Raw genomic sequence first — 23,130 nt, 5'->3', positions numbered from 1 at the left:
AGGGTGGCGTGACGGCCGACTTCTGAATTCACGTTCCTATCGAGTTCCCATGCGCAAGATACTGATCATTACCTCCGCCCTCCTCGTGGCTCCGCTGACAGTGATGGCACAAGGCACGGTGGCGCCGCCCAGCGACACCTTCGTCTTTCGCTTCCAGCCTCCGGAGGGGATCACGGTCCGTCAAACGTACAAGCTGGAAAGAACACGAAAAATAGAAGGCCAAGCCTCCATCCAGGACGAGAGCGAATCACAAACCGAAGGGCAGTTCAGGCGCGTCGGCGATGGCTTTGAGTATTCGCCAAAAACAACCGCGTCTGCGGCGCGCAGGAATGGCGCAGCCATCACGGACCCCGTCCTTGGACTCCTGTCACGGATCCAGATGACCTACGTCATCTCAAAGGGCGGGGAGGCGATTGATGTGCGAGGCTTTGCTGATGTCGAGCAGCTGTTGAAGTCTAGCCAGCCCGCCCGAATTGCGGCGGCGCTGGCGCCAATTCTGAACGAGGCAAGCTTGGTCGAGCAGCAAAAAATAGAATGGAATGCACGTTACGCTGACTTTGCGGATGGCAGCTTCAGAATCGGCGATGTCATTGATGTGCAAGCCCCGCAAAAGCTACCGAATGGCGAGACCATCCTCTACACGATCCGAACGAGTTTCCCCGGCTGGGAGCCCTGCCCGGCAGGCCGCTGCATTCGTCTCAAGCAAATCTACGAGTCCGACGCGGCCGAGTTGGGGAAGCTGGTCGAAGGCGTAGTTGGCCGCCTATCCGAGGCCAAAGCAACGCCCGTACAGGATGATCGAGGGTCTCGAATTACCGGCTCGCTCAGTCGCCTGATCGACCCGAAGACGATGCTCATCTACTCCGAGGAAATGAAACGCAGCATTTCAATGCGCATCCAGGTGCCGGGGCAAGGCCTATGGCCCGTGGTGCAAGAAGAAACGCGAACCTATACCTACGCTTACGAATAAGCGCCGAGATAGCTCCCAAACAACACGTCTCAAACGTTTTTGACGCCAGCTCAAACCGGCTTTTCTCCAAGAACTAGACTCAGCCTCAGCTTTCTGAGCGCTTCTGCGCCGGGCCCGCGCTCGCGCAGAGGCGCCTGGAACCCGCGCGGATGGGTGTGCGCCTCGTCCTCAGAACCTGAAAATCCGTCCTGAAGATTCTTGGTTTATGCCAATCGGTCCAGACGTGCTCCAAACGACACACGACCGGGCAAGCACACGTGATGCGTGAAGCGGTATTGCAATGTTGAATTTTTATCCAGAGGCCGAACAATTGAAAAAGCTATTCATGCTGATGGTGTTTTTACTGGCTGCCGGCTGCGCTTCCTACACGCCAGTACCCGCTGACTACACAGGCCCGATCGCGAGCATCTCGGACTCCGGCCGGGTTGAAGGTGCGAGCAAAGCCCAGCTCTTTGTGATTGCCGAGATTGACGGCCAGCGTATCGACAACAGTTTCAAGGCCAGTGCGCAGGCAAGCTATGGTCAGGGCCTCGCTCTGCGTACCCGCTATGTCGAGCGCAAGATTCCCGCACGCCCGATGAAGGTCAAGCTGGAGGGTTCGCATATCACGGGGGCGCCGATTCATGCGCTGATCAGTCAGGCGGCGGGGACCTTCTTCTCGGTCGAGGGAGTGATCGACTTCTCGCCCAAGCCCAATGGGCAATATGTGGTCAAGGGTGAGCTGAAGAAAGAAGGCTCCAGCGTGTGGATTGAAGATATGGAGACGGGTGAGCGAGTCGGCGACAAGATCAGCGGCAAGTAAGCCGCCTCCGCACAGCGACGCAAGCGGCACTCCGCCCTGCGACAATAACCGCCTTTCGCATCACACAGGAGCACAGGGCATGGCGGATCTCTCACCGAAAGTCGGCGTAGGCGTGATCCTGATTCGCGACGGGCGGGTGCTGCTCGGTCAGCGCATCGGTGCGCATGGCGCCGGTAGCTGGGCGCTGCCGGGCGGGCATCTGGAGTTTGGCGAGCGTATTGAGGACTGCGCCCGGCGCGAGGTGCTGGAGGAGACCGGGCTGATCATCCAGCAGATCACGCCCGCCCCGTACACGAACGATGTGTTCCATGCCGACGGCAAGCACTACGTCACCTTGTTTGTGCAGGCGCATGACGCGCAGGGCGAAGCGCAGCGGCTGGAACCGGCCAAATGCCTGGGCTGGCAGTGGTGCCGCTGGGACGCGCTGCCGCAGCCGCTGTTTGCGCCGCTGGCCAGCTTGCACGGCAGCGGCTTTCGCCCGCTGCAAGTGGTCTGATCAGGCCGCCAGGGCGGTGACGCGATTGCGTCCGCTGTGCTTTGAGGCATACAGCGCGTTGTCGGCGCGTCCGATGAAGGCTTGCGGCGATTCGCCCGGCTGATAGCGGGTAACGCCGACCGAGATGGTGATATTGGCCAGTTCCAGCGCGTTGTCAGCACGACGGATGCGGCTGCGCTCGATCGAGGCACGGATCTTCTCAGCCACGGCACGGGCGCCGTCCAGCGAGGTGTCAGGCAGCAGGATGACGAACTCCTCACCGCCGTAGCGCGCCGCGGTGTCGCGCCCCTTGATGTTCTGCTTGAGGATCTGTGCGACGGCGCGGATGACCTTGTCGCCGAACAGGTGGCCGTACTGATCGTTGATGTGCTTGAAGTGGTCGATGTCGGTCATCAACAGGCTCAGGCCGGGGCCGCTGTGGTCCAAAGCTTCGAGGCTCTTGCCCAGGGCGGCGTCAAAGCCGCGCCGGTTGCTCAGGCCGGTCAGCGCATCGGCCAGCGCGTCGCCGCGCGCGCGTTCGACTTCCTGGCGCAGCTGTTCGATCTCGCTACGGCTGTCGTCAAGGCGCTGCTTGAGTTTGACGATGGCATTCTGCATGTCGCGCGTGCCATCGAGTACCGCTGCGATGCAGGCAATATTGCTGCCGACGTCGTCCGTCGTGCTGCTGAGTTCGCCAGACAAGGTTTCCAGCGTGTGGCCAAAGCGGTGGGCATGCTCGCCCGCATGCTGCGCCGACTGCGAGATATCGGCCAGCACACGCTGGAACCCGACGCTGACGCGGCGCGCGGTATCTTCGTCGACTTCGGCAATGTGCTTGCGGTAGAGCGTCTCGACCTGTGCGTCATCGAGCACCACGCTGCGCTGCAGGTTCTCGTCGACAGCTTTCTTGAGCGCCAGATTGGTGCCGGCAACGTATTCATACCAGACGGCATAGCTGACCGGATGCAAGGCGGCCGCTTGTTTGGCCATCAGGGGCAAGGCCAGGCGCAAAAACTCCGCGCTTTGCTCAACGCTCTCTCTGTATCGCGAACTCATTGTTCTTCATTCCTCATTCAGCCGGAGCTCCGGCTGGGCCTGACATGCGTGTGCCAGGATCTGTTTTGTCAGTCTCCTCACTCAGTGGCGCCGCGCGCAACACACCAAGTGCGCGAAGAATAATACGCTTCTATGTCTCTAGTCATAGTTTTTGAAACCAGAACGCAATAATTTTCACAATTGAAAACAACAAATTAGCGCCAATCATCAAAGTCTCAAGAAGCGCGCCGGCAGCGCTTCCGCACACGGCCCAACGCACTTTAGCGATGCGCAATAGTGCGTATTCACCACCAAAGACGCTGTATGTATGCTCTGGTTTGCGCTAGGCTGCTTGCCTTTGTCGCGCATTCGAAACGAGCTTGTTCGAAAGCGCGTCTGTCAGTTTCCCTGTTCGCCCCGTCATGCCGCTGCTGGATCGCTACACCACCCCTGCTGACCGCTACGACGAACTGCTTGCCGCCAATGGCGAGCCTCGCCCGCACTGGGCGCGCCTGATCGAGCATCTCGAAAGTCTGGGTCCGCGCGCCCTGCAAGAAGCCCGCGAGACCATGCAGCGCCAGATCGCCAGCAATGGCGTGACCTACAACGTCTATGCCGACCCGCGCGGAGCCGACCGTCCCTGGGATCTGGACCTGCTGCCGCAGATCCTGCCCGCCGAGGAGTGGGAGGAGATCTCTGCCGCGATCCGCCAGCGCGCCACCTTGCTCAACGCGGTGCTGCGCGACCTCTACGGCAAGCAGGAGCTGATCGCCGAGGGGCATATCCCGGCCAGCATCATCCAGGGGCATCCGGGCTTTCTGCGCAACTGTCATGGCATCGAGGTGCCCGGCGACATCCACCTGCACTTCTACGCCGCCGACATCGCCCGCTCGCCGGACGGACGCTGGTGGGTGGTGTCGGACCGTACCCAGGCGCCGTCAGGCGCCGGCTACACGCTGGAGAACCGCGCCCTGGTCGGCGCCCAGTTCCCCGACCTGCTGCGTGAGCTGCGCGTGCAGCCGCATAACGACTTCTTCCAGTCATTGCACGACGCGCTGGCGCACTGGGCGCCGCGCGACGACGAGACGCCGCTGATCGTGCTGCTGACGCCCGGCGCGCTCAACGAAACCTATTTCGAGCACACCTATCTGGCGCGCCACATGGGGATTCCGCTCGTCGAGGGGCAAGACCTCACGGTGCGCCACGGCAGCGTATTCCTCAAGACGCTCGGTGGGCTGCGCCGCGTACATGCGATCCTGCGCCGCGTCGATGACACCTGGTGTGATCCGCTGGAACTGCGCCCGGACTCGGCGCTGGGCGTGCCCGGCCTGGTCGACGCCGCACGCCAGGGCCGCGTGCTGATCGCCAATGCGCTGGGCAGCGGGCTGATCGAATCCGGCGCCCTGCTCGGCTTCCTGCCCACGGTCTGCGAACACCTGTACGGCGAAAAGCTGGCCATGCCCTCGGTGGCGACCTGGTGGTGCGGTGAGACGGCCGCCTGTGACGAGGTCGACGAGCGCATTGATTCGCTGGTCATCAAGCACGCCTATGGCTTTGGCGCCGAAGGCCCGGTATTTGGTGGCGATCTTGACGCCAAGGCGCTGGCCGCGCTGCGTGCGCGCATCCACGAACAGCCGCGCAACTTTGTCGGCCAGGAAATGGTGCGCATGGCGCGTGCGCCGGTGTGGAGCGCCCAGAACAGTGGGCTGGAACCGCGCCTGACCGGTTTGCGCGTCTTTGCGGCCGCCACACCGAATGGCTACATCGTGATGCCCGGCGGCCTGACCCGCGTCGCCGGCCTGCAGGACGCCCGCGTGGTGACCATCCAGCGCGGCGGCGGCAGCAAGGACACCTGGGTGCTCGGTGCGGCCCAGGAAGAGCTGCCCCTGAGCCCCGGCGCGCGCAAGGTACCGGCCGCGGTCGCCGAATATGATCGCAGCACCCTCGCCAGCCGCACCGGCGAGAGCATGTTCTGGCTGGCGCGCTATGCCGAACGGGCCGACTGTGGCCTGCGTCTGCTGCGCAGCGGCCTGCGCCAGCAGCTCTCCGCCGATGACAGCGAATGGCCGGTGCTGCTCGCCGCCGGGCTGCGCTGCAATGTCATCGCCTTTCACGACAAGCGCTTGAGCCCGCAGGCGACCCTGCTCGGCGCACTGAAAGATCGCGATCACCCCGGCGGGCCGCTGAGCAATCTGCACAATGTGATTCGCCTGGCGCGTGCGCTGCGCGACCGCCTGGCGCCGGACAGCTGGCGCATCTACAACCGCCTGGACCGCCTGATCGCCAGCTGGGGCCGCGGCACGCATACCCTGTCTGACGCGCTGGAGTTCCTCGATCAGGCGCTGATGCTGATGATCACCCTGTCCGGCTACAGCATGGAGCAGATGACGCGCGACGCCGGCTGGCGCTTCCAGTCGATCAGCCGCCGCGTCGAGCGCATGCAGTTCCTCGCCGCCGCATTCGACGCTCTGCTGGTGCCGGAGAGCGGCACGCCGGCGCTCAATACCCTGATCGACCTGACCGATTCGGTGCTGACCTATCGCCGCCGCTACCAGCGCGCGCCGGAGCATGCGCCGGTGGCCGAACTGCTGCTGATCGATCACGACAATCCGCGCGCCTTCCTCTACCAGATCGAATCGCTGGCCGACCACGTCGTCCTGCTGCCCGGCCCCTTGCCGCCGGACATCCAGCTGCCGCTGCAACAGCTGGCCACGCGCCTGCTCGCCCGCCCGGCTGAAGACTGGATCAGCACGCCACGCCACGCCGCCGAGCTGCGCGCCCTGCTGCGCGAGACCTGGCATGCCGGCAATACAATTGCCAGCCAGCTGCAGAACCGCTATTTCAACCACCTGACCACGCGCTCGACGATGAGCTAGGGCGTGTTCACAGTAGGCGAGGGGATTGCGTTGAGGACTATGGCTTGCGGGACAAGGCGCGCGACGCGGTGCGGGGTGGTTCCCCCGCACAAGGCGCGCAACGCAGTAGCGCAGGCCATAGTCCTCAACCCGAAGGGCTCGGACGAAATGGGCGCATGGCTGCGTTGCGGCGACTCGCCAGGAGACTACCCTGCCAGCGTCGCCGCGCCTTGCCCTGCACCCATTGCGTGCGAGCGCAACCACTCGCCTACTGTGAACACGCCCTAGCCATGCGCTACAGAATCGAACACGTCACCCGTTACGCCTACAGCCAACCGGTCGGTCTGAGCCTGCAGGTGGGCCACCTGCGCCCGCGCGACAGCGCCGAACAGCGCTGCCTGTCGCACGCGCTGAGCGTCAGCCCGGAGCCTGATTACCTCTTCGAGGATCGCGACTACTTCGGCAATCCGGTCACCCGTTTCGAGCTGATCAAGCCGCACCAGAGTCTGCAGATCGTCGCCAGCAGCGAGGTCGAGGTGCAGCGCAAGGGCGAACGACCGAGCGAGGTGCCGAGCTGGGAAGCGGTCAGCGCGCATTTTGCGAGTACCCGCTGGGGCCTCGACGAAGACAGCCGCGCCGGGGAATTCCTCTTCCCCTCGCTCTACGTGCCGCACTCGCAAGCGATGCGCGAATACGCGGCCGAGAGTTTCGGCGAGGATCGCTCGGTGATCGACGCGACCCGCGACCTGATGGGGCGCATCCACGCCGACTTCGATTTCGACCCGAGCGCCACCCACATCGCCACGCCGGTGGAAACCGTGCTCAAGATGCGGCGCGGCGTCTGTCAGGACTTCGCCCATCTGATGATTGCCTGCCTGCGCGCACTGGGCTTGCCGGCGCGCTACATGTCCGGCTATCTGCTGACCCAGCCGCCACCGGGCAAGCCGCGCATGATCGGCGCCGATGCTTCACATGCCTGGGTAGCGCTCTACGTGCCGGAGCACGGCTGGTTCGAGTTCGACCCGACCAATGATGTGATGCCCGGCGAGGCGCACATCACTCTGGGCTGGGGACGCGACTTTGCCGATGTCTCGCCGCTGCGCGGGGTGATCCACGGCGGCGGTGAGCATGATGTGGCGGTCGGGGTGACAGTCACGCCGCTCGGCGAGACCAAGGAAGCCGCCGAACCCAGCCGCCCGGCCAAACCGGAAGCGGCCTGATGTCGCTATCGCTCAGCGGCAGGCGCTGCAGCGATTGATCTCGACATTGACGTGGTAGAGCTCGGGCAGGCTGCGTAGCCAGCCGCGCACATCATCGGGCTGCAGTTCGGCGCGGTGCGTCACCAGACCCAGCACGCACGCATAGCGCGAACGCCCGACGCGCCAGACGTGCAGATCAGAAATCTCGATGTCACCGCCGTTGGCGGTATCGAGCACGCGGGCACGCACCCGCTCACCGACCGGCAGATGGCGCTCGTGATCGAGCAGCACTGCGCCGGTCTCGCGCAACAAGCCCAGCGCCCAGACTGCCACTACCACGGCGCCGACCATGCCGATCACCGAATCGAGCCACCACCAGCCCAGCCAGCTGCCACCGAGCAAGGCCGCAATGGCCAGCAAGGAGGTCGCCGCGTCGGCCAGCACATGCACATAGGCCGAACGTAGATTCACATCCTCGCCGTGATGGGCGTGGGCGTGATCATCATGATCATCGTGGTCGTGGTCGTGGTCGTGGTCGTCATGATCGTGATCATCATGTGCCAGCGCGTGGTCATGACTGTGACCATGGCCATGATCGTGATCGTGCGCGCCATGCAGCAAGGCTGCACAGACCAGATTCACCACCAGACCGATCACGGCAATCCAGATTGCCTCGGTGTAATGGATCGCCAGGGGCGCAAAGAGACGCTCGACCGAACCCCACAGCATCGCTGCCGCGACCAGCAGCAGCAACAAGGCGCTGACGAAGCCGCCCAGCACTTCGATCTTCCAGGTGCCCCAGGCATAGCGTGTATCGTGCGCATGGCGCCGCGCCAGCGCATAGGCCAGCGCAGCCATGCCAATGGCGACGGCGTGCGAACTCATGTGCCAGCCATCGGCCAGCAGCGCCATCGAATTGGAGTAGAGGCCGCCGATGATCTCGGCCACCATCATCAGCAGGGTGATGCCAAGCACCAGGCGCGTACTGCGCTCGGCGGCCGGATTACCCTCGTCAAAGCGATGCGGCAGATGCCAGGCTGCCGCGTGCGAAACATCCTGCGCAGGCCCAGACACGCTCATCACAGGCTCACTTGATGACGCGCAGGTGGGAGCGTGTCGGCGGCTTGGGCTCGTCGGTCGCAGCCGGTGCGCTGGCCGCCGGCAGGCTGTTGTCGGGCTCGCCCATGGCGTCGTCGTCCGCCGCCTGCTCGGGCGACTCGGCCTGGATCTGCACGCCGCCATCACGCGCATCGGCGCCGACTTCAAAAGCCATACCCTGACCGTTTTCGCGGGCATACACCGCCATCACATTGGCAATCGGCACCAGCAGGGATTGTGCAACCCCGCCAAAGCGCGCCTGACAGGTGATTTCATCATCGCCAATGGCGAGCTGATGCGTCGCATACGGCGCGATGTTGAGCACGATGCGCCCTTCGCGCACGAAGGCCATCGGCACGCGCGTGTGCTCGTCCACCGCGACCATGATGTGCGGCGTGAAACCCTTGTCGACGCACCAGTCGAAGATGGCGCGAATCAGGTAAGGCTTGGTGGAAGGTATGTCACTCATGGTTTGCTACAAACAGCCCGGTAAAACGCTATACAAGCGAGAAACGCGCCATGGCCACCGCACAACCCGGACGCCGGAAGGAAAAACCGCCGTACGGCATACGGCGGTTTTTCACTGACTCGGCGCCGGCCCGCGCGGGGCCGATGAAGCTTAGCGACGCATGGCGCGTTCGGAAGGCGTCAAGGCGTCGATGAAACCCTGACGCGAGAAGATCCGTTCAGCGTACTTGAAGATCGGGGCAGCCGCCTTGGGCAGCTCGATCGCGTAGTGCTCCAGACGCCACAGCAGCGGCGCAATGGCCACATCCAGCATCGAGAACTCGTCACCGAGCATGAACTTCTGCTTGGTGAACATCGGGGCCAGTTGGGTCAGTTGGTCACGCACGTGGGCGCGCGATTTCTCGACGCCCTTCTGATTCTTTTCCAGCGCTTCGATATGCGAGAACAGCTCCAGCTCCAGCGTGTGCAGCAGCTGGCGGGCACGCGCACGCATCAGCGGATCAGGCGGCATCAGCTGCGGGTGCGGAAAACGCTCATCGATGTACTCGTTGATGATGTTCGCTTCGTACAGGACGAGGTCGCGATCCACCAGCACGGGCACGCGGTTGTAGGGGTTGATGACGGCGATGTCTTCAGGTTTGTTGAACAGGTCGACATCAACGACCTGAAAATCCATGCCCTTTTCAAAGAGCACGATCCGGCAACGGTGGGAAAACGGGTCCGTCGTCCCGGAATAAAGGTTCATCATCGCGGAATTGCTCCAGGAGTATTCAACGTCACGCACGATACGGCGGGATGCAACCGCATCGTGTTCGCGACTGGATAACAGCATCATTTCGGCTGCAACCTATCAAAGGACATAACAACAGGCATCAGATACGGCACTGCAGGCAGAGGCCCGGACTACGCGCTTCTGCCCTTGCAATACCCTGACCCACCCGCTGCCATGTTTAGTGGACATCTTTCCAGAAGGCGCGCTTGAGCGCATAGCTCAGCACCGCCAGGACGGACAGAACGGCCAAAACCCACCAGCCAATCTGCTGCCGCAGCACCTGCGCAGGCTCGCCCATCCAGGTAATGAAGGAGACTAGATCGGCAACTTCCTTGTCGAACTGGTCCTTCGTCAGCTTGCCGGGGACTGCAATATCCAGCTTTTCAAGGTGCTTGGCAACCCCCCCCTGCTCGTCTTTGACTTCCGCGAAGTGGGCTTGTTGCTCGCCTTGCAGCGCCCACAGTACGTTTGGCATGCCTACATTGGGGAAAAGTGCGTTGTTCCAACCGGTCGGTCGGGAGTCATCGCGGTAGAACTGGCGCAGGTAAGTGTAGATCCAGTCAGCGCCGCTGCCGGACTCGCTGCTGCGCGCACGGGCGATCACCGAGAGGTCCGGCGGCACCACGCCGAACCACTGTTTGGCGTCCTCGCGACGCAAGGCGGTGCGCATCAGATCGCCCACCTTTTCGCCGGTGAACATCAGATTGTCCCTGATCTGCTCCTCGGTCAGGCCAATGTCGCGCAGACGGTTGTAACGCACCGAGCTGGCACCGTGGCAGTTGAGACAGTAATTGACGAAGAGCTTGGCGCCGTTCTGCAGCGAGGCATTGTCGAAACGCAGCGGCGCCTTGTCCAGTTGCAGCGCTTCGCTGGCCTGCGCCGCCACGGGCAGGATCAGGCTGCAGGCTGCGATCAGCAGGAATTTGAGAGTCTTGTTCATATCAGCTCACCCGTTCCGGTTCAGGCAGGGTCTTGTCCAGACGCGTATACCAGGGCATGAAGGCGAAGAATGCCAGATAGAGGATCGAGCACACTTGAGAGACGATCTTGCCGGTCGGCGTGGGCGGCAACACGCCGAGGTAGCCGAGAATCAGGAAGCACACCACCCACACGGCGAGAATGCTCTTGAACAGCGGGCCTTTGTAGCGGATCGACTTGACCGGACTCTGGTCCAGCCAGGGCAGCAGCGCGAACAGCATCACCGAGCCGCCCATCAGCACCACGCCCCAGACCTTGGCGTCCAGCAGGAACAGAGCCGCCACCACGACCACGGTGACGGCCACTGCAAGCGCACGCACCACGCTGACGCGCGCGGTGAAGAAAGTCAGCGCGCCGGTCGCGGCGACCAGCGCGGCCAGATAAGGCAGGAAGTCCGAAGTCGTTGCACGCAGGATCGAGTAGAACGGAGTGAAGTACCACACCGGCGCAATATGCGGCGGCGTCTTCAGCGGGTCATAGGGCAGGAAGTTGTTGGCTTCGAGGAAATAGCCATTGCCCTCGGGCGCGAAGAAAACGATCGCCGAGAACACCATCAGGAACACCACCGCGCCGAAAATGTCCTTCACCGTGTAGTACGGGTGGAAGGGGATGCCGTCGAGCGGGATGCCGTTGGCGTCCTTGTGCTTCTTGATTTCGACGCCGTCGGGGTTGTTCGAGCCGACTTCGTGCAGCGCGATGATGTGGGCGGCGACGAGGCCGATCAGCACCAGCGGGATGGCGATGACGTGGAAGCTGAAGAAGCGGTTGAGGGTGGCGTCACCGACCACGAAGTCGCCGCGGATGAAGATCGACAGATCCTTGCCGATCAGCGGAATCGCTTCGAACAGATTGACGATCACCTGCGCGCCCCAGCCCGACATCTGGCCCCAGGGCAGCAGGTAGCCGAAGAAGGCCTCGGCCATCAGGCACAGGAAAATGGCCACGCCGAACAGCCAGATCAGCTCGCGCGGCTTGCGGTATGAGCCGTAGAGCAGGCCGCGGAACATGTGCAGATAGACGACAATGAAGAAGGCCGAGGCGCCCGTCGAGTGCATGTAGCGGATGATCCAGCCACCGGGCACATCGCGCATGATGTATTCGACGCTGGCAAAGGCCACCGGGATGCCCGAGACATTGAGCGAGGCATCCGGCTTGTAGTGCATGACCAGGAAGATGCCGGTGACGATCTGGATCACCAGCACCAGCAGCGCCAGCGAGCCGAAGAAGTACCAGAAGTTGAAGTTCTTCGGCGCGTAGTACTCGGAGAGATGCTCCTTGTACAGCTTGGTGGCCGGGAAGCGGTCATCGACCCAGCCCAGCAGTTGTTGTGCAAGCTTGCTCATGGATCAGGCTCCCTGGCTGTCTTCGCCGATGAGGATGCGGGTGTCGGACAGGTAGCGGTGCGGCGGCACCGGCAGGTTGTCAGGCGCCGGCATGCTCTTCAACACGCGGGCCGAAAGATCGAATTGTGAGCCATGACAGGGGCACAGGAAACCACCATGCCACTCCGGCCCCATGCCGCTATCAGCGCCCGCCACCAGCTTGTCGCTCGGCGAGCAGCCCAGGTGCGTGCACACACCGATACAGACCAGGAATTCGGGCTTGATCGAACGGGCCTCGCCCTTGATGTAGGCCGGCTGTTCGGAGCGCTTGGACTCCGGATCGGCGAGCAGCGGGTCGGTGGCCTTGAGGGAGGCGATCATTTCCGGCGTGCGACGCAGGATCCACACCGGCTTGCCGCGCCACTCCACCACTTTTTTCTCGCCCGGTTTGATGTCGGAGATATCCACCTCAACCGGTGCGCCGGCCGCCTTGGCGCGTTCCGACGGTGTAAAGCTCATTGCGAAAGGCACGGCCGCACCAACGCCAGCTGCACCACCGACCACGGCTGTCGCCGCAATCAGGCTGCGGCGGCTGCAATCCGTGCAGCCAGCCTCAGCATTCTTTTCATCGCTCATTGAAAACCCCGATAGCAGTATGGAATTGCGAAAACTTCGCGAGTATAACGATAGGCAGGTAACAAAAAGAAGGCTTGATCTATATCAATGCCAGAAAGCCCACGCCGGCGCTAGGTTTGCAGGTTGCAGAGGTTTTTCCGGCGTTTTCACCCCATCTGCATTCACCTGCACGCGCTACACTCGGCGCTCGACTCCACCAAGGAATACCAGCTTCATGATCAAAAGTGTCATCTGTGACATGGACGGTGTCATCTACCGCGGCAAGCAATTGATCCCCGGTGCCACCGACTTCGTGCAACGCCTGCTCAGCACGAACACCCCCTTCCTGTTCCTCACCAACAATGCCGAACAGACCCCGCTGGACCTGCGCCTGAAGCTCGAAAGCCTGGGCATCCACGGCCTTACCGAAGAGAACTTCATCACCGCCGCGATGGCCACGGCCATGTTCCTCAAGGCACAAAAGGAATCGGCCACCGCCTACGTGATCGGCGGCGGCGGCTTGATGAGCGAACTGTACAAGGTTGGCTTCTCGCTGTCCGAATCGAATCCGGATTACGTGGTGGTCGCCAAGAGCACCTCGTTCAATTTCGACCAGCTCAAGAAGGCCGTGCGCATGATCGATGCCGGCGCCAAGTTCATCGGCACCAATCCGGACATGATCGATCCGGTCGAGGGTGGCAACGAGCCGGCGGCCGGCACCATCCTCGCCGCCATTGCAGCGGCAACCGGCAAGAAGCCTTATATCGTCGGCAAGCCCAATGCGCTGATGATGACCCTGGCGACGCGCAAGCTCGGCACCCATCCGGACAATGCGGTGATGATCGGTGATCGCATGGATACCGACATCGTCGGTGGTATGGAAGCGGGCATGAAGACGGCGCTGGTGCTCTCGGGCGTGACCACGCCGGAGATCATGGCGCACTTCCCCTACAAGCCCGACTACGTCTTCAACAACGTCGGCGAGATCGACCCGCAAGCGCTATAGCTTGCGTCGCTCGACCATGGCTTGCGCCAGGGTGCCGATGTCGGTGTGCTCCAGCTCACCGCCCACCGGCACACCGCGCGCAATGCGGCTGACCTTGATGCCACGGCTGCGCAGCACTTCGCCGACGTAGTGCGCCGTGGCTTCGCCTTCATTGGTGAAATTGGTGGCGAGGATCACCTCGCGCACCACGCCGTCGCTGGCGCGCTCAATCAGCTTGTCGAGCTGCAACTCACGCGGGCCGATGCCATCGAGCGGCGAGATGCGCCCCATCAGCACGTAATACAGCCCGCCATAACTGTGGGTCTGCTCCATCACCGCCAGATCGGCCGGCATCTCGACCACGCAGAGCAGGCTGGGATCGCGCTGGGTATTGCTGCAGCGCTCGCAGATCTCGGCCTCGGTGAAGCTGTTGCAGCGTGCGCAATGCTGCAGCTGTGACAGCGCCTGCTCCAGCGACAGCCCGAGGCGCTGCGCGCCGCTGCGGTTGTGCTGCAACAGGTGGTAAGCCATGCGCTGGGCGGACTTCGGCCCGACACCGGGCAGCACGCGCAGCGCGTCGATAAGCTGGTCGAGGATGTTCAAACCGGCGTGCCGAACGATCAGAACGGCAGCTTCATGCCGGGCGGCAGGCCCATGCCGGAGGTGAAGCCGGACATCTTTTCCTGCGTCGTCGCATCGACCTTGCGCAGTGCGTCGTTGAACGCAATCGCCACCAGGTCTTCGAGCATTTCACGGTCATCCAGCGCGGCTGCATCGATGCTGACGCGACGCACTTCATGCTTGCAGCTGATCACCACCTTCACCGCGCCGGAGCCGGCCTGGCCTTCGACGTCGATCAGGCCCAGGGCTTCCTGCGCCTTCTGCATATTGGCCTGCATCTGCTGGGCTTGTTTCATGAGGCCAGCGATTCCGCCTTTCATCATTTTCCTGCTCCTTGTTTCAATTCAATCAAAGGGGTTTGACAGAGGATTCGACCAAGGTCGCATCAAAGCGCTCGATCAACTCCTGTACAAAAGGGTCCGACTCCAGCGCGGCCACAGCTTCGCCATGGCGCTGCCGCTGGGCTTCGGCACTGCGCTGGGCAGGCGTTTGCGCCGCCGGATCGCCGATTTCGATATTCAGCCTGACCGCGCCCTGATAGTGGCGCGCGAGCGCTTCCTGCAGCTTGGCCTGGGTGCCCGGCATCGCCAGCAGATGCTTGTGCGTCGGCGTCAGGCGCAGCTGCACGGCATTGCCCTGCATCGACAGCAATTCGCAGTTCTGCGCCAGTTCGCGCACCAGCCCGCCGAGCTGCATGGCAAGGATCAGCTCGTGCCAGGGCGGCGCCTCGTGCGGCAAACCGGCTGGCGCGGCTTCTGCGCCCGCTGACGCTGCGCTGGCGACCGGCGCTGCGGCGGCAGGCGCCGGAGCCGGTGCAGGTGCCGCAGCACGGGCGGGCGGTGGCGCCGCAGGTGCTGGGGCGGGCGCCGGCGCTGCGGCCGGTTTCAAGGCCGCGAAATCCGGCAGCTTGCGCGCCTGCCCGCCGCCGGCGCCAGGCGCTGCAGGTGGCGTTGCGCTGGGCGCAGCACCACCGCTATCGGGGCGGAAAGCATGCAGGCGCAGCAGGCACATCGAAAAGCCGGTCAGCTCGTCCGGCGCCAGGGCCAGCTCTTCACGACCATGGACGACGATCTGGTACGCCAGCTGGAGGAATTCGGCATGGAACTGGCCCGCGTAGACCTGCAGGCGCTCGCGCTCGAAGCTGTCGCTGACCGCATTCGGCGCAAACTGCACCAGGGCGATACGGTGCAGCAGGCTGGCCAGGGTCTGCAGCGCGTCGTCAAAGGACAACGCGCGCGCCTCCATGGTCTCGGCCGCCGCCAGCATGGCATCGATGTCCTGCGCCGCCAGCGCGTCGAGCAAGGCATAGAGATGGTCGTCGCCGACCGTGCCGAGCATGTCGATGACCTGTTCTTCCTCGACCTTGCCGGCGCCGTGGGCAATCGCCTGGTCGAGCAGGGACAGCGCATCGCGCATCGAACCATTGGCGCCCTTGGCCAGGTGACGCAGCGCGCCGGGCTCGAAGCTCACGCCCTCCTCGCCGAGGATGCGCGTCAGATGCTCGATGATGTGCGTCTGCGGCATCTGCTTGAGGTTGAACTGCAGGCAGCGCGACAAGACGGTGACCGGAATCTTCTGCGGGTCGGTCGTCGCGAGGATGAATTTCATGTGCTCGGGCGGCTCTTCGAGCGTTTTGAGCATGGCGTTGAAGGCGTGCCCGGTGAGCATGTGCACTTCGTCGATCATGTACACCTTGTAGCGGCCACGCGCTGGCGCGTAGGCGGCTTTTTCGAGCAGCGCCGCCATGTCGTCGACACCGCGATTGGACGCGGCGTCCATCTCGACGTAATCGACGAAGCGCCCGGCATCGATCTCGGTACAGGCGGTGCAGACACCGCAAGGCGTGGCCGTGATGCCGGTCTCGCAATTGAGGCTCTTGGCGAGGATGCGCGAGATGGTGGTCTTGCCGACACCACGCGTCCCGGTGAACAGATAAGCATGGTGCAGACGCCCGGTGCCCAGGGCGTGGCTGAGCGCGCGGACGACGTGCTCTTGTCCGACTAACGTGTCAAAACTCTTGGGGCGCCACTTGCGGGCCAGGACCTGGTAGCTCATGGGCGAGATTGTAGCCCGGAAGACTCCCCAGCAGCCGGACGCTGCGCGGACAGGCACGCTGGGCGCGCATAGGCGTGTCCCCGGATGGCCGGCAGCGGGGCGCTCCGTGACAATCTGTCCAGTGCAGCGCCCGCGCCGCGCATACTGCTCCACCCGTGCTGCAAAACGCAGACTATCTTGAGTATTTGATTAAACAATTAGATTGATCGCCATCTGATCGATAGATTTACCACATCGAAAGGAGGCGTATATGAAATCTCGACTCAACGCACTGACCCGGCTCGATTTCTGGATCGATCTGCTGGCCTGCCAGGCCGGTCGCTACTGACGACCCGCCGGCATGGTCATCACCCTGCAAAGCCACACCCTCACATTCAGACACTGATCACACAAGGAGCCACATCATGAGCAGCACCGGCAAATGCCCCTTCCCTCACGGCGCCAACGCAGTCGCCAGCGCCCAATCCAACCGTGACTGGTGGCCCAACCAGCTGAACCTGAAGATCCTGCACCAGCACAGCCCGGCATCGAGCCCGCTGCCGGCAGATTTCAACTACGCCGAAGCCTTCAAGAAGCTCGACCTCGCCGCCGTGAAGCAAGACCTTGCAGCCCTGCTGACCACCTCGCAGGACTGGTGGCCGGCTGACTGGGGCCACTACGGCGGCCTGATGATCCGCATGGCCTGGCACAGCGCCGGCACCTATCGCACGGCCGACGGCCGCGGCGGCGCCAGCACCGGCAACCAGCGCTTCGCGCCGCTCAACAGCTGGCCCGACAATGGCAACCTCGACAAGGCGCGTCGCCTGCTCTGGCCGATCAAGCAGAAGTACGGCAATGCGCTCTCCTGGGCCGATCTGATGATCCTCGCCGGCAATGTCGCGCTCGAATCGATGGGCTTCAAGACCTTCGGCTTCGCTGGCGGCCGCGAAGACATCTGGGCGCCGGAGGAAGACATCTACTGGGGTGCCGAACAAGAATGGCTGGCCACCTCGGACAAGCCGAACAGCCGTTACAGCGGTGATCGCGAGCTGGAAAACCCGCTCGCCGCCGTGCAGATGGGCCTCATCTACGTCAATCCGGAAGGCCCGGACGGCAATCCCGACCCGCTCGCTTCGGGCCGTGACGTGCGCGAAACCTTCGCCCGCATGGCAATGAACGACGAAGAGACGGTGGCGCTGGTCGCTGGCGGTCACACCTTCGGCAAGGCGCACGGCGCGGGCGATCCCAAGCTGGTCGGCCCCGAACCGGAAGCCGCGCCGCTTGAAGAAATGGGCCTGGGCTGGATCAACAAGCTCGGCTCGGGCAAGGGGGTCGATACGACCACCAGCGGCATCGAGGGCGCCTGGAAACCCAATCCCACGCAATGGGACAACGGCTACTTCGACACGCTCTTCGGCTACGAATGGGAGCTGGTCAAGAGCCCGGCTGGCGCACATCAGTGGCGCGCCAAGGACGTCAAGCCGGAACACCTGATCCCGGACGCACACGATCCGTCGAAGAAACATGCGCCGATGATGACCACGGCCGACCTGTCGCTACGCTTCGACCCGGCCTACGAGAAAATCTCGCGCCGCTTCCATCAGGATCCGGCGGCCTTCGCCGATGCCTTTGCGCGTGCCTGGTTCAAGCTCACGCACCGCGATCTGGGCCCGAAATCGCGCTACCTCGGCCCCGAAGTGCCGGCTGAAGACCTGATCTGGCAAGACGTCATTCCGCCGGTCGAGCACGCCCTGATCGACGCGGCCGACATCGCCGCGCTCAAGGTCAAGGTGCTGGCCTCGGGCCTGTCGGTCGCCGAACTGGTGTCGACGGCCTGGGCTTCGGCCTCGACCTTCCGTGCTTCGGACAAGCGCGGCGGCGCCAATGGCGCACGCATCCGCCTGGCACCGCAGAAGGACTGGGAAGCCAATCAGCCGGCCCAGCTCGCCAAGGTGCTGGGCGTGCTCGAAGGCATCCAGCAAGCCTTCAACGCCACCGCCAGCGGCGGCAAGCAAGTGTCGCTCGCCGACCTGATCGTGCTCGCCGGCAGTGCCGCCATCGAACACGCGGCCAAGGCTGCCGGCCAGAGTGTCGAGGTGCCTTTCACGCCGGGCCGCAGCGATGCCACGGCCGAACAGACCGATGTCGAGTCCTTCAAGGTGCTCGAACCGCTGGCCGACGGCTTCCGCAACTACCAGAAGGCGCAGTACCGCGTGCCGGCCGAGAAGCTGCTGATCGACAAGGCCCAGCTGCTCAGCCTCAGCGCGCCGGAACTGACGGTTCTGGTCGGTGGCCTGCGCAGCATCGGCGCCACGGTCGATGGCCAGCACGGCGTATTCACCCACCGCCCCGGTACGCTCAACACCGACTTCTTCAGCAATGTGCTGGATATCGCTACGGTGTGGGCGCCTGTCTCACCTGAGGCACAACTGTTCGAAGGCCGCGACCGCACGACGGGCGCCGTGAAATGGACGGCGACACGCGTCGATCTGGTGTTCGGCTCGAACTCGCAGCTGCGCGCCCTGACCGAGGTCTATGCACAAGCTGACATGCAGTCGCGCTTCGTGCAGGACTTCGTCGCGGCCTGGACCAAGGTGATGAACCTCGATCGCTTCGACCTGCAGTAATTCAGCAGGTACGCGCGCCAGCGGCAGCCTACCCGGCTGCCGCCCGGCCAAAAGAAAACGGCGCACAGTCCACAAGACTGTGCGCCGTTGGCGTATTCGGGGTGGCGAGCCCGACCCCCGGCACTTGCAGGGAGCGGTTATGGCTGCTTCCTTCCGGACCTGACCAGGTTCCCACGCTGCAATGCGGGGAGACCCGCCACGCGGCATTGTAGCGCAGACTTTGCCGCAATGCTTCAGCGGCGGTCCATGATCCTTGTGTTGTGCGTGGATGCGATCAAGCGCTGCAACGAAAAGCTCGCAAAGAAATCCTGCGATTTGAAGCTTTGCGAACCTTCGTTTTTCTTTGCGTCCTTCGTGTCAAAGACAAGACCCTCAGGACTTGCTCAGCGCGCCGCGCTGACGCCGCGCCTCGAACAGACACACGCCGGAGGCGACCGACACATTCAGGCTCTCAACCGAGCCGAGCATCGGAATCTGCGCCAGCTCGTCGCAAGTCTCGCGGGTCAGGCGGCGCAAGCCGTCACCCTCGGCACCGAGCACCCAGGCGATGGGGCCGGTCTGGTCGATCTCGTAAAGCGACTTCGTCGCTTCACCCGCCGCGCCGACGCACCAGATGCCGACTTCCTGCATCTCGCGCAGCGCACGCGCCAGATTGGTCACGGTGACGTAGGGCACGGTGTCAGCCGCGCCGCTGGCAACCTTCACCGCCGTGGCATTGAGCCCCACGGCGCGGTCTTTCGGCGCAATCACCGCATGCGCGCCGACGGCATCGGCCACGCGCAGACAGGCGCCCAGATTGTGCGGGTCCTGCACGCCGTCGAGCACCAGCAGCAGCGCGTTTTCGGTCAGCGTGTCGAGCACGTCTTCAAGCTTGATTTCGCGTCGCTTGCCATCGACCCGCGCCACCACACCTTGATGGCGATGGGTGCCGGCCATGCCTTCAAGACGCGTTGCATCGGTGGGAATCAGGCGCACGCCGGCGGCTTCGGCACGCTCGACAAGATCGCGCATGCGCTGATCCTGACGACCGGCGGCGATGAAGACTTCGAGCACGCCTTCCGGATCGTGGCGCAGCTTGGCCGCAATGGCATGAAAACCGTGTAGATAACGCGTAGATTTGTCCTGCTCAGCCACGGCGGGCCCCTCCCTTACGACTTGTTTGTTTGCTTGCAGGCTTGGCTGCATGTGATTTCAGCGTGCCAGCGGCGGTGGCGCGGCCACGACCGGGCAGTTCGTCCAGTGTCGGCGGTCCCTTGCGGTCCGGCAAGCCGGCCAGCTCGCGCCAGCTGACGACTTCATCGTCGAGCGCAATCGGAATCGGCACCGGCTTGCGACGACGCGGCGCCTCGGCCGAGGACTGGCTGTCCTGCGGCGGCAAGACTTCCGCCACCGGCGGCGCGACCACCTTGGGCTTGAGCAGGGCCGCGACCTTCTTGACGCGCGGCGCGGCGGCAACCACGGTCGGCACCTTGCTGGCGGACTTGCGCTCAGCCTTGGCGGCCGGCTTGGGCGCTTCTTGCAGGCTGGCCGTGCGCTTGGCCACCGGGCGCGAATCGCGCTGCCCCTGGGCGGCCTTGGGCTGCGCTGCGGCAGCGAGGCTGGGCGCCTTGTCCTTGCGACGCTCGCTGGCCACGTCGGCGGGCTGTTTGTCGACCTTCTGCTTGGCTTCTTTTTGCTTGGCGTCCTTCTGTTTCTCGCTCTTCGGCTTGTCGGCCTTGGCCGGCGCAGCGGGGGCGAGCTCGACTTGCGGCGTCGGCACCGGCTTGCGCGCACGGCGCGCGCTGCTCGCCGGCGTGGCGATCACCGGTTCTGGCAGCGGCGCCGGGACGACGGGCGCTGGAATCTCGACGGCCTGCTTGCGGGCGGCATCCTTGGCGGTCTTGCCCGTGCGCGTGGTGGCGCGCTCAACGCCTTCGACCAGCTTGAAGTCGATCTTGCGGGATTCCAGATCGACGCGCATCAGTTGCACGGTGACGCGATCGGACAAGCGATAGCGCTCGCCGGTGCGCTCGCCCAGCAGTTCGTGGCGCGCCTCGTCGTGGTGGAAGTAATCCTTGCCCAGATCGGAGATGTGCACCAGGCCTTCGACGAACAGATCATCAAGCGTGACGAAGATGCCGAACGAGGTCACCGCAGTGATATTGCCGCTGTAGATCTCGCCGACGCGATCCTGCATGTAGAAACACTTCAGCCAAGTTTCCACATCGCGGCTGGCTTCGTCGGCACGCCGCTCGGTGGCCGAGCAATGCACGCCGATGTCTTCCCAGATGCCGGCGCTCTTGGCCTTTTCGGGCGCCTTGGCGACCGGCTCGGCAGCCTTGGCGCCGCGCTTGTTGCGATCATTCGGCTTGCTGCGTTTGCGCCGCGTATCCATCAGCAATTCGACCGGGCCCTTGGAAGGCTCGTACTGCTTCTTCGACAGCACCGCCTTGATCGCGCGATGCACCAGCAGATCGGGATAGCGACGGATCGGCGAGGTGAAGTGCGTGTAGGCCTCGTAAGCCAGGCCGAAGTGGCCGACATTGTCGGGGCTGTACACCGCTTGCTGCAGCGAGCGCAGCATCACCGTCTGGATCAGCTGGAAATCGGGGCGCTCGCGGATCTTGTCGACCACGCTGGCGAAGTCTGCTGCACGCGGCTTTTCGCCACCGCCCAGCGAGAAGCCGAACTCGGCGAGGAACTCGCGCAGGCGTGTCAGCTTTTCAGAGGTCGGCCCTTCGTGGATGCGGTACAGCGCTTTCTGCTGGCTGGCCAGCAGGAATTCCGAGGCGCAGACATTGGCCGCCAGCATGCATTCCTCGATCAGGCGGTGCGCATCGTTGCGCGCCTCCGGCACGATGCGCTCGATCTTGCCGTTGTCATCGAAGACCATCTTCGTCTCGACCGTCTCGAAGTCGATGGCGCCGCGCTTGCCGCGCGCCTTGAGCATAACGCGGAACAGCTCGTCCAGATCCTCCAGCTGCGGCAGCAGGGCGGCCAACTCGCGGCGCAGCGCCGGCTGCTTCTCGTAGAGCGCGGCGGCGACCATGTTATAGGTCAGGCGCGCATGCGAAAACATGACGGCCGGGTAGAAGCGATATTGCTTGATGACGCCCTGCGCATTGATCGACATGTCGCAGACCATGCACAGGCGTTCGACCTGCGGATTGAGCGAGCAGAGACCGTTGGAGATTTTCTCCGGCAGCATCGGGATCACCCGGCGCGGAAAATACACCGAGGTGCCACGCGCCAGCGCGTCAGCGTCCAGCGCCGAACCCGGCGTGACGTAGTGGCTCACGTCAGCGATGGCGACGATCAGGCGATAGCCCTTGCCCTGCTTCTCGCAATAGACGGCATCGTCAAAGTCGCGCGCGGTCTCGCCGTCAATGGTGACCAGGGGCAGATGGCGGATGTCCTCACGCTGCGCCTTGGCCTCATTCCAGGTCCAGTCCTTCTTGCGCACGGTGTCGGGCAGCTTTTTGGCTTCGGCCTGCGTGGCTTCGGAAAACTCGAAGGGCAGATCGTGCTTGCGCAGCGCAATCTCGATCTCCATGCCCGAATCGGCGTAGTTGCCGAGGGTCTCGACGATGCGGCCGATGGCCTGGGTATGCGCGCCCGGCGGCTGGGTGATCTCGACCGTCACCACCTGACCGTCACGCGGCTTGGTGGATGCATCCGGCGAGAGCAGGATCTGCTGCGCGATGCGCCGGTTCTCCGGCTGCACAAAGGCCACCCCCTGCTCGACCACGACACGGCCGACGATGCGGGCATTGGCGCGTTCGAGCACTTCGACGATCTTCGCCTCACGCCGGCCACGCTGATCGAGGCCCATCGCGCGCACCAGCACCTTGTCGCCATGCATCACCTCGCGCATCGCACGCGGGCCGAGGAACATGTCATCCGAGCCATCGTCGGGGATCAGGAAGCCGAAGCCATCCGGATGCCCTTCGACCTTGCCGCGGATCAGATCGGCCTTGTCCGGCACGATGTAATCGCCAGCGCGGTTGCGCATCAGCTGGCCCTCGCGCTCCATCGCATGGATGCGGCGGGCAAAGGAATCGACTTCCTGCTCCAGGATGTCCAGCGCTGCGATCAGATCCTCGCCCGACATCGGCCGCGCGGCCTCGGTGAGGATCTGCAGGATGTATTCACGTGACGGCAGCGGAGATTCGTACTTTTCCGCTTCGCGTTCATAGAAGGGGTCGGCCCGACGGATGCGTGACACACGCGGCTTGCGGGGCGATTTTTTGTTCTCTGTTTTCTTTTCTTGTTGACTCATTCAATTAATGCTTTAT

Annotated in this window: 19 protein-coding genes and 1 other RNA gene; 7 read left to right on the top strand and 13 right to left on the bottom strand. The window is 63.6% G+C overall.

From position 1 onward, the window contains the following. Nucleotides 1-49 precede the first annotated feature (49 nt). From ABDB84_RS08790 to ABDB84_RS08780, 3 genes are all read left to right on the top strand, one after another. On the top strand, nt 50-970 hold the full coding sequence (locus tag ABDB84_RS08790) for a hypothetical protein (protein ID WP_345919337.1): 921 nt from the start codon (nt 50-52) through the stop codon (nt 968-970). A gap of 310 nt (nt 971-1,280) precedes the next feature. After that, nucleotides 1,281-1,772 (top strand): hypothetical protein, encoded by a 492-nt coding sequence (locus ABDB84_RS08785; protein ID WP_345919336.1) that lies wholly within the window; start codon nt 1,281-1,283, stop codon nt 1,770-1,772. A 79-nt stretch (nt 1,773-1,851) separates the two neighbouring features. Further along, the gene (locus ABDB84_RS08780) at nt 1,852-2,268 is read left to right on the top strand and encodes a nucleotide triphosphate diphosphatase NUDT15 (protein WP_345919335.1); all 417 of its coding nucleotides are present in this window, start codon (nt 1,852-1,854) and stop codon (nt 2,266-2,268) included. Here the strand turns inward: ABDB84_RS08780 and ABDB84_RS08775 are convergent, their stop codons facing one another. Then, entirely contained in the window at nt 2,269-3,303 is a 1,035-nt protein-coding gene (locus ABDB84_RS08775; RefSeq protein WP_345919334.1) for a GGDEF domain-containing protein, read from the bottom strand. A gap of 401 nt (nt 3,304-3,704) precedes the next feature. Here ABDB84_RS08775 and ABDB84_RS08770 point away from each other — a divergent pair, with 401 nt between their 5' ends. Continuing rightward, entirely contained in the window at nt 3,705-6,158 is a 2,454-nt protein-coding gene (locus ABDB84_RS08770) for a circularly permuted type 2 ATP-grasp protein (RefSeq protein ID WP_345919333.1), read from the top strand. 269 nt (nt 6,159-6,427) lie between these two features. Next, nucleotides 6,428-7,357, top strand: a complete 930-nt coding sequence (locus ABDB84_RS08765; RefSeq protein WP_345919332.1) for a transglutaminase family protein — start codon at nt 6,428-6,430, stop codon at nt 7,355-7,357. A 12-nt stretch (nt 7,358-7,369) separates the two neighbouring features. On the opposite strand, the gene dmeF is transcribed toward ABDB84_RS08765, so the two are convergent. The 6 genes from dmeF to petA form a co-directional block, all read right to left on the bottom strand. Next, nucleotides 7,370-8,416, bottom strand: a complete 1,047-nt coding sequence (dmeF, locus tag ABDB84_RS08760) for a CDF family Co(II)/Ni(II) efflux transporter DmeF (RefSeq protein WP_345919331.1) — start codon at nt 8,414-8,416, stop codon at nt 7,370-7,372. Nucleotides 8,417-8,423: 7 nt separating this feature from the next. Then, nucleotides 8,424-8,903 carry a ClpXP protease specificity-enhancing factor gene (locus tag ABDB84_RS08755; protein ID WP_345919330.1) on the bottom strand — a complete coding sequence of 160 codons (480 nt, stop codon included), beginning with the start codon at nt 8,901-8,903 and terminating at the stop codon, nt 8,424-8,426. A gap of 150 nt (nt 8,904-9,053) precedes the next feature. Beyond that, nucleotides 9,054-9,650 carry a glutathione S-transferase N-terminal domain-containing protein gene (locus ABDB84_RS08750; protein ID WP_345919363.1) on the bottom strand — a complete coding sequence of 199 codons (597 nt, stop codon included), beginning with the start codon at nt 9,648-9,650 and terminating at the stop codon, nt 9,054-9,056. Nucleotides 9,651-9,852: 202 nt separating this feature from the next. Then, a complete protein-coding gene (locus ABDB84_RS08745) occupies nt 9,853-10,614 on the bottom strand; it encodes a cytochrome c1 (protein ID WP_345919329.1) in 762 nt (253 codons plus the stop codon). Nucleotide 10,615: 1 nt separating this feature from the next. Continuing rightward, entirely contained in the window at nt 10,616-11,995 is a 1,380-nt protein-coding gene (locus ABDB84_RS08740; protein WP_345919328.1) for a cytochrome b, read from the bottom strand. Nucleotides 11,996-11,998: 3 nt separating this feature from the next. Further along, the gene (petA, locus tag ABDB84_RS08735) at nt 11,999-12,610 is read right to left on the bottom strand and encodes a ubiquinol-cytochrome c reductase iron-sulfur subunit (RefSeq protein WP_345919327.1); all 612 of its coding nucleotides are present in this window, start codon (nt 12,608-12,610) and stop codon (nt 11,999-12,001) included. A gap of 214 nt (nt 12,611-12,824) precedes the next feature. Between petA and ABDB84_RS08730 the strand changes: the two genes are divergently transcribed. Beyond that, nucleotides 12,825-13,595, top strand: a complete 771-nt coding sequence (locus tag ABDB84_RS08730; RefSeq protein WP_345919326.1) for an HAD-IIA family hydrolase — start codon at nt 12,825-12,827, stop codon at nt 13,593-13,595. Here the strand turns inward: ABDB84_RS08730 and recR are convergent. From recR to dnaX, 3 genes are read right to left on the bottom strand one after another with little or no spacing between them, the layout of a single operon-like run. Then, nucleotides 13,590-14,177 carry a recombination mediator RecR gene (gene recR / locus ABDB84_RS08725; protein ID WP_345919325.1) on the bottom strand — a complete coding sequence of 196 codons (588 nt, stop codon included), beginning with the start codon at nt 14,175-14,177 and terminating at the stop codon, nt 13,590-13,592. The two genes, ABDB84_RS08730 and recR, sit on opposite strands and share 6 nt — an antisense overlap. Before the next feature lie 17 nt (nt 14,178-14,194). Continuing rightward, nucleotides 14,195-14,518, bottom strand: a complete 324-nt coding sequence (locus tag ABDB84_RS08720) for a YbaB/EbfC family nucleoid-associated protein (RefSeq protein ID WP_345919324.1) — start codon at nt 14,516-14,518, stop codon at nt 14,195-14,197. Nucleotides 14,519-14,543: 25 nt separating this feature from the next. Continuing rightward, entirely contained in the window at nt 14,544-16,250 is a 1,707-nt protein-coding gene (gene dnaX, locus ABDB84_RS08715) for a DNA polymerase III subunit gamma/tau (protein ID WP_345919323.1), read from the bottom strand. Nucleotides 16,251-16,654: 404 nt separating this feature from the next. On the opposite strand from dnaX, the gene katG reads away from it, so the two are divergent. Further along, a complete protein-coding gene (gene katG, locus ABDB84_RS08710) occupies nt 16,655-18,856 on the top strand; it encodes a catalase/peroxidase HPI (protein ID WP_345919322.1) in 2,202 nt (733 codons plus the stop codon). Between the two features lie 100 nt (nt 18,857-18,956). Here katG and ffs read toward each other — a convergent pair. The 3 genes from ffs to rnr form a co-directional block, all read right to left on the bottom strand. Continuing rightward, an RNA gene (gene ffs, locus ABDB84_RS08705) (signal recognition particle sRNA small type) lies at nt 18,957-19,054 on the bottom strand. Between the two features lie 174 nt (nt 19,055-19,228). Beyond that, a complete protein-coding gene (rlmB, locus tag ABDB84_RS08700; protein ID WP_345919321.1) occupies nt 19,229-20,041 on the bottom strand; it encodes a 23S rRNA (guanosine(2251)-2'-O)-methyltransferase RlmB in 813 nt (270 codons plus the stop codon). Beyond that, nucleotides 19,983-23,114: a ribonuclease R gene (gene rnr / locus ABDB84_RS08695; RefSeq protein ID WP_345919320.1), complete on the bottom strand. Its 3,132-nt coding sequence runs from the start codon at nt 23,112-23,114 to the stop codon at nt 19,983-19,985. The genes rlmB and rnr overlap by 59 nt, the downstream gene beginning before the upstream one ends. Between the last annotated feature and the right edge of the window lie 16 nt (nt 23,115-23,130).

It is taken from the genome of Uliginosibacterium sediminicola (assembly GCF_039631295.1).
GTDB classification, from domain to species: Bacteria; Pseudomonadota; Gammaproteobacteria; order Burkholderiales; family Rhodocyclaceae; genus Viridibacterium; species Viridibacterium sediminicola.
Note: the sequence above shows the minus strand (reverse complement) of the source record. Positions and strands in the feature narration are given on the sequence as shown.

Excerpts from the sequence above, each read along its gene's own strand:
- ABDB84_RS08790 (WP_345919337.1), top strand. The coding sequence starts at position 50 with ATGCGCAAGATACTGATCATTACCTCCGCCCTCCTCGTGGCTCCGCTG.
- ABDB84_RS08780 (WP_345919335.1), top strand. The coding sequence starts at position 1,852 with ATGGCGGATCTCTCACCGAAAGTCGGCGTAGGCGTGATCCTGATTCGC.
- ABDB84_RS08775 (WP_345919334.1), bottom strand. The coding sequence starts at position 3,303 with ATGAGTTCGCGATACAGAGAGAGCGTTGAGCAAAGCGCGGAGTTTTTG.
- ABDB84_RS08770 (WP_345919333.1), top strand. The coding sequence starts at position 3,705 with ATGCCGCTGCTGGATCGCTACACCACCCCTGCTGACCGCTACGACGAA.
- ABDB84_RS08765 (WP_345919332.1), top strand. The coding sequence starts at position 6,428 with ATGCGCTACAGAATCGAACACGTCACCCGTTACGCCTACAGCCAACCG.
- dmeF (WP_345919331.1), bottom strand. The coding sequence starts at position 8,416 with ATGAGCGTGTCTGGGCCTGCGCAGGATGTTTCGCACGCGGCAGCCTGG.
- ABDB84_RS08755 (WP_345919330.1), bottom strand. The coding sequence starts at position 8,903 with ATGAGTGACATACCTTCCACCAAGCCTTACCTGATTCGCGCCATCTTC.
- ABDB84_RS08750 (WP_345919363.1), bottom strand. The coding sequence starts at position 9,650 with ATGATGAACCTTTATTCCGGGACGACGGACCCGTTTTCCCACCGTTGC.
- ABDB84_RS08745 (WP_345919329.1), bottom strand. The coding sequence starts at position 10,614 with ATGAACAAGACTCTCAAATTCCTGCTGATCGCAGCCTGCAGCCTGATC.
- ABDB84_RS08740 (WP_345919328.1), bottom strand. The coding sequence starts at position 11,995 with ATGAGCAAGCTTGCACAACAACTGCTGGGCTGGGTCGATGACCGCTTC.
- petA (WP_345919327.1), bottom strand. The coding sequence starts at position 12,610 with ATGAGCGATGAAAAGAATGCTGAGGCTGGCTGCACGGATTGCAGCCGC.
- ABDB84_RS08730 (WP_345919326.1), top strand. The coding sequence starts at position 12,825 with ATGATCAAAAGTGTCATCTGTGACATGGACGGTGTCATCTACCGCGGC.
- ABDB84_RS08720 (WP_345919324.1), bottom strand. The coding sequence starts at position 14,518 with ATGATGAAAGGCGGAATCGCTGGCCTCATGAAACAAGCCCAGCAGATG.
- dnaX (WP_345919323.1), bottom strand. The coding sequence starts at position 16,250 with ATGAGCTACCAGGTCCTGGCCCGCAAGTGGCGCCCCAAGAGTTTTGAC.
- katG (WP_345919322.1), top strand. The coding sequence starts at position 16,655 with ATGAGCAGCACCGGCAAATGCCCCTTCCCTCACGGCGCCAACGCAGTC.
- rlmB (WP_345919321.1), bottom strand. The coding sequence starts at position 20,041 with ATGCAGCCAAGCCTGCAAGCAAACAAACAAGTCGTAAGGGAGGGGCCC.
- rnr (WP_345919320.1), bottom strand. The coding sequence starts at position 23,114 with ATGAGTCAACAAGAAAAGAAAACAGAGAACAAAAAATCGCCCCGCAAG.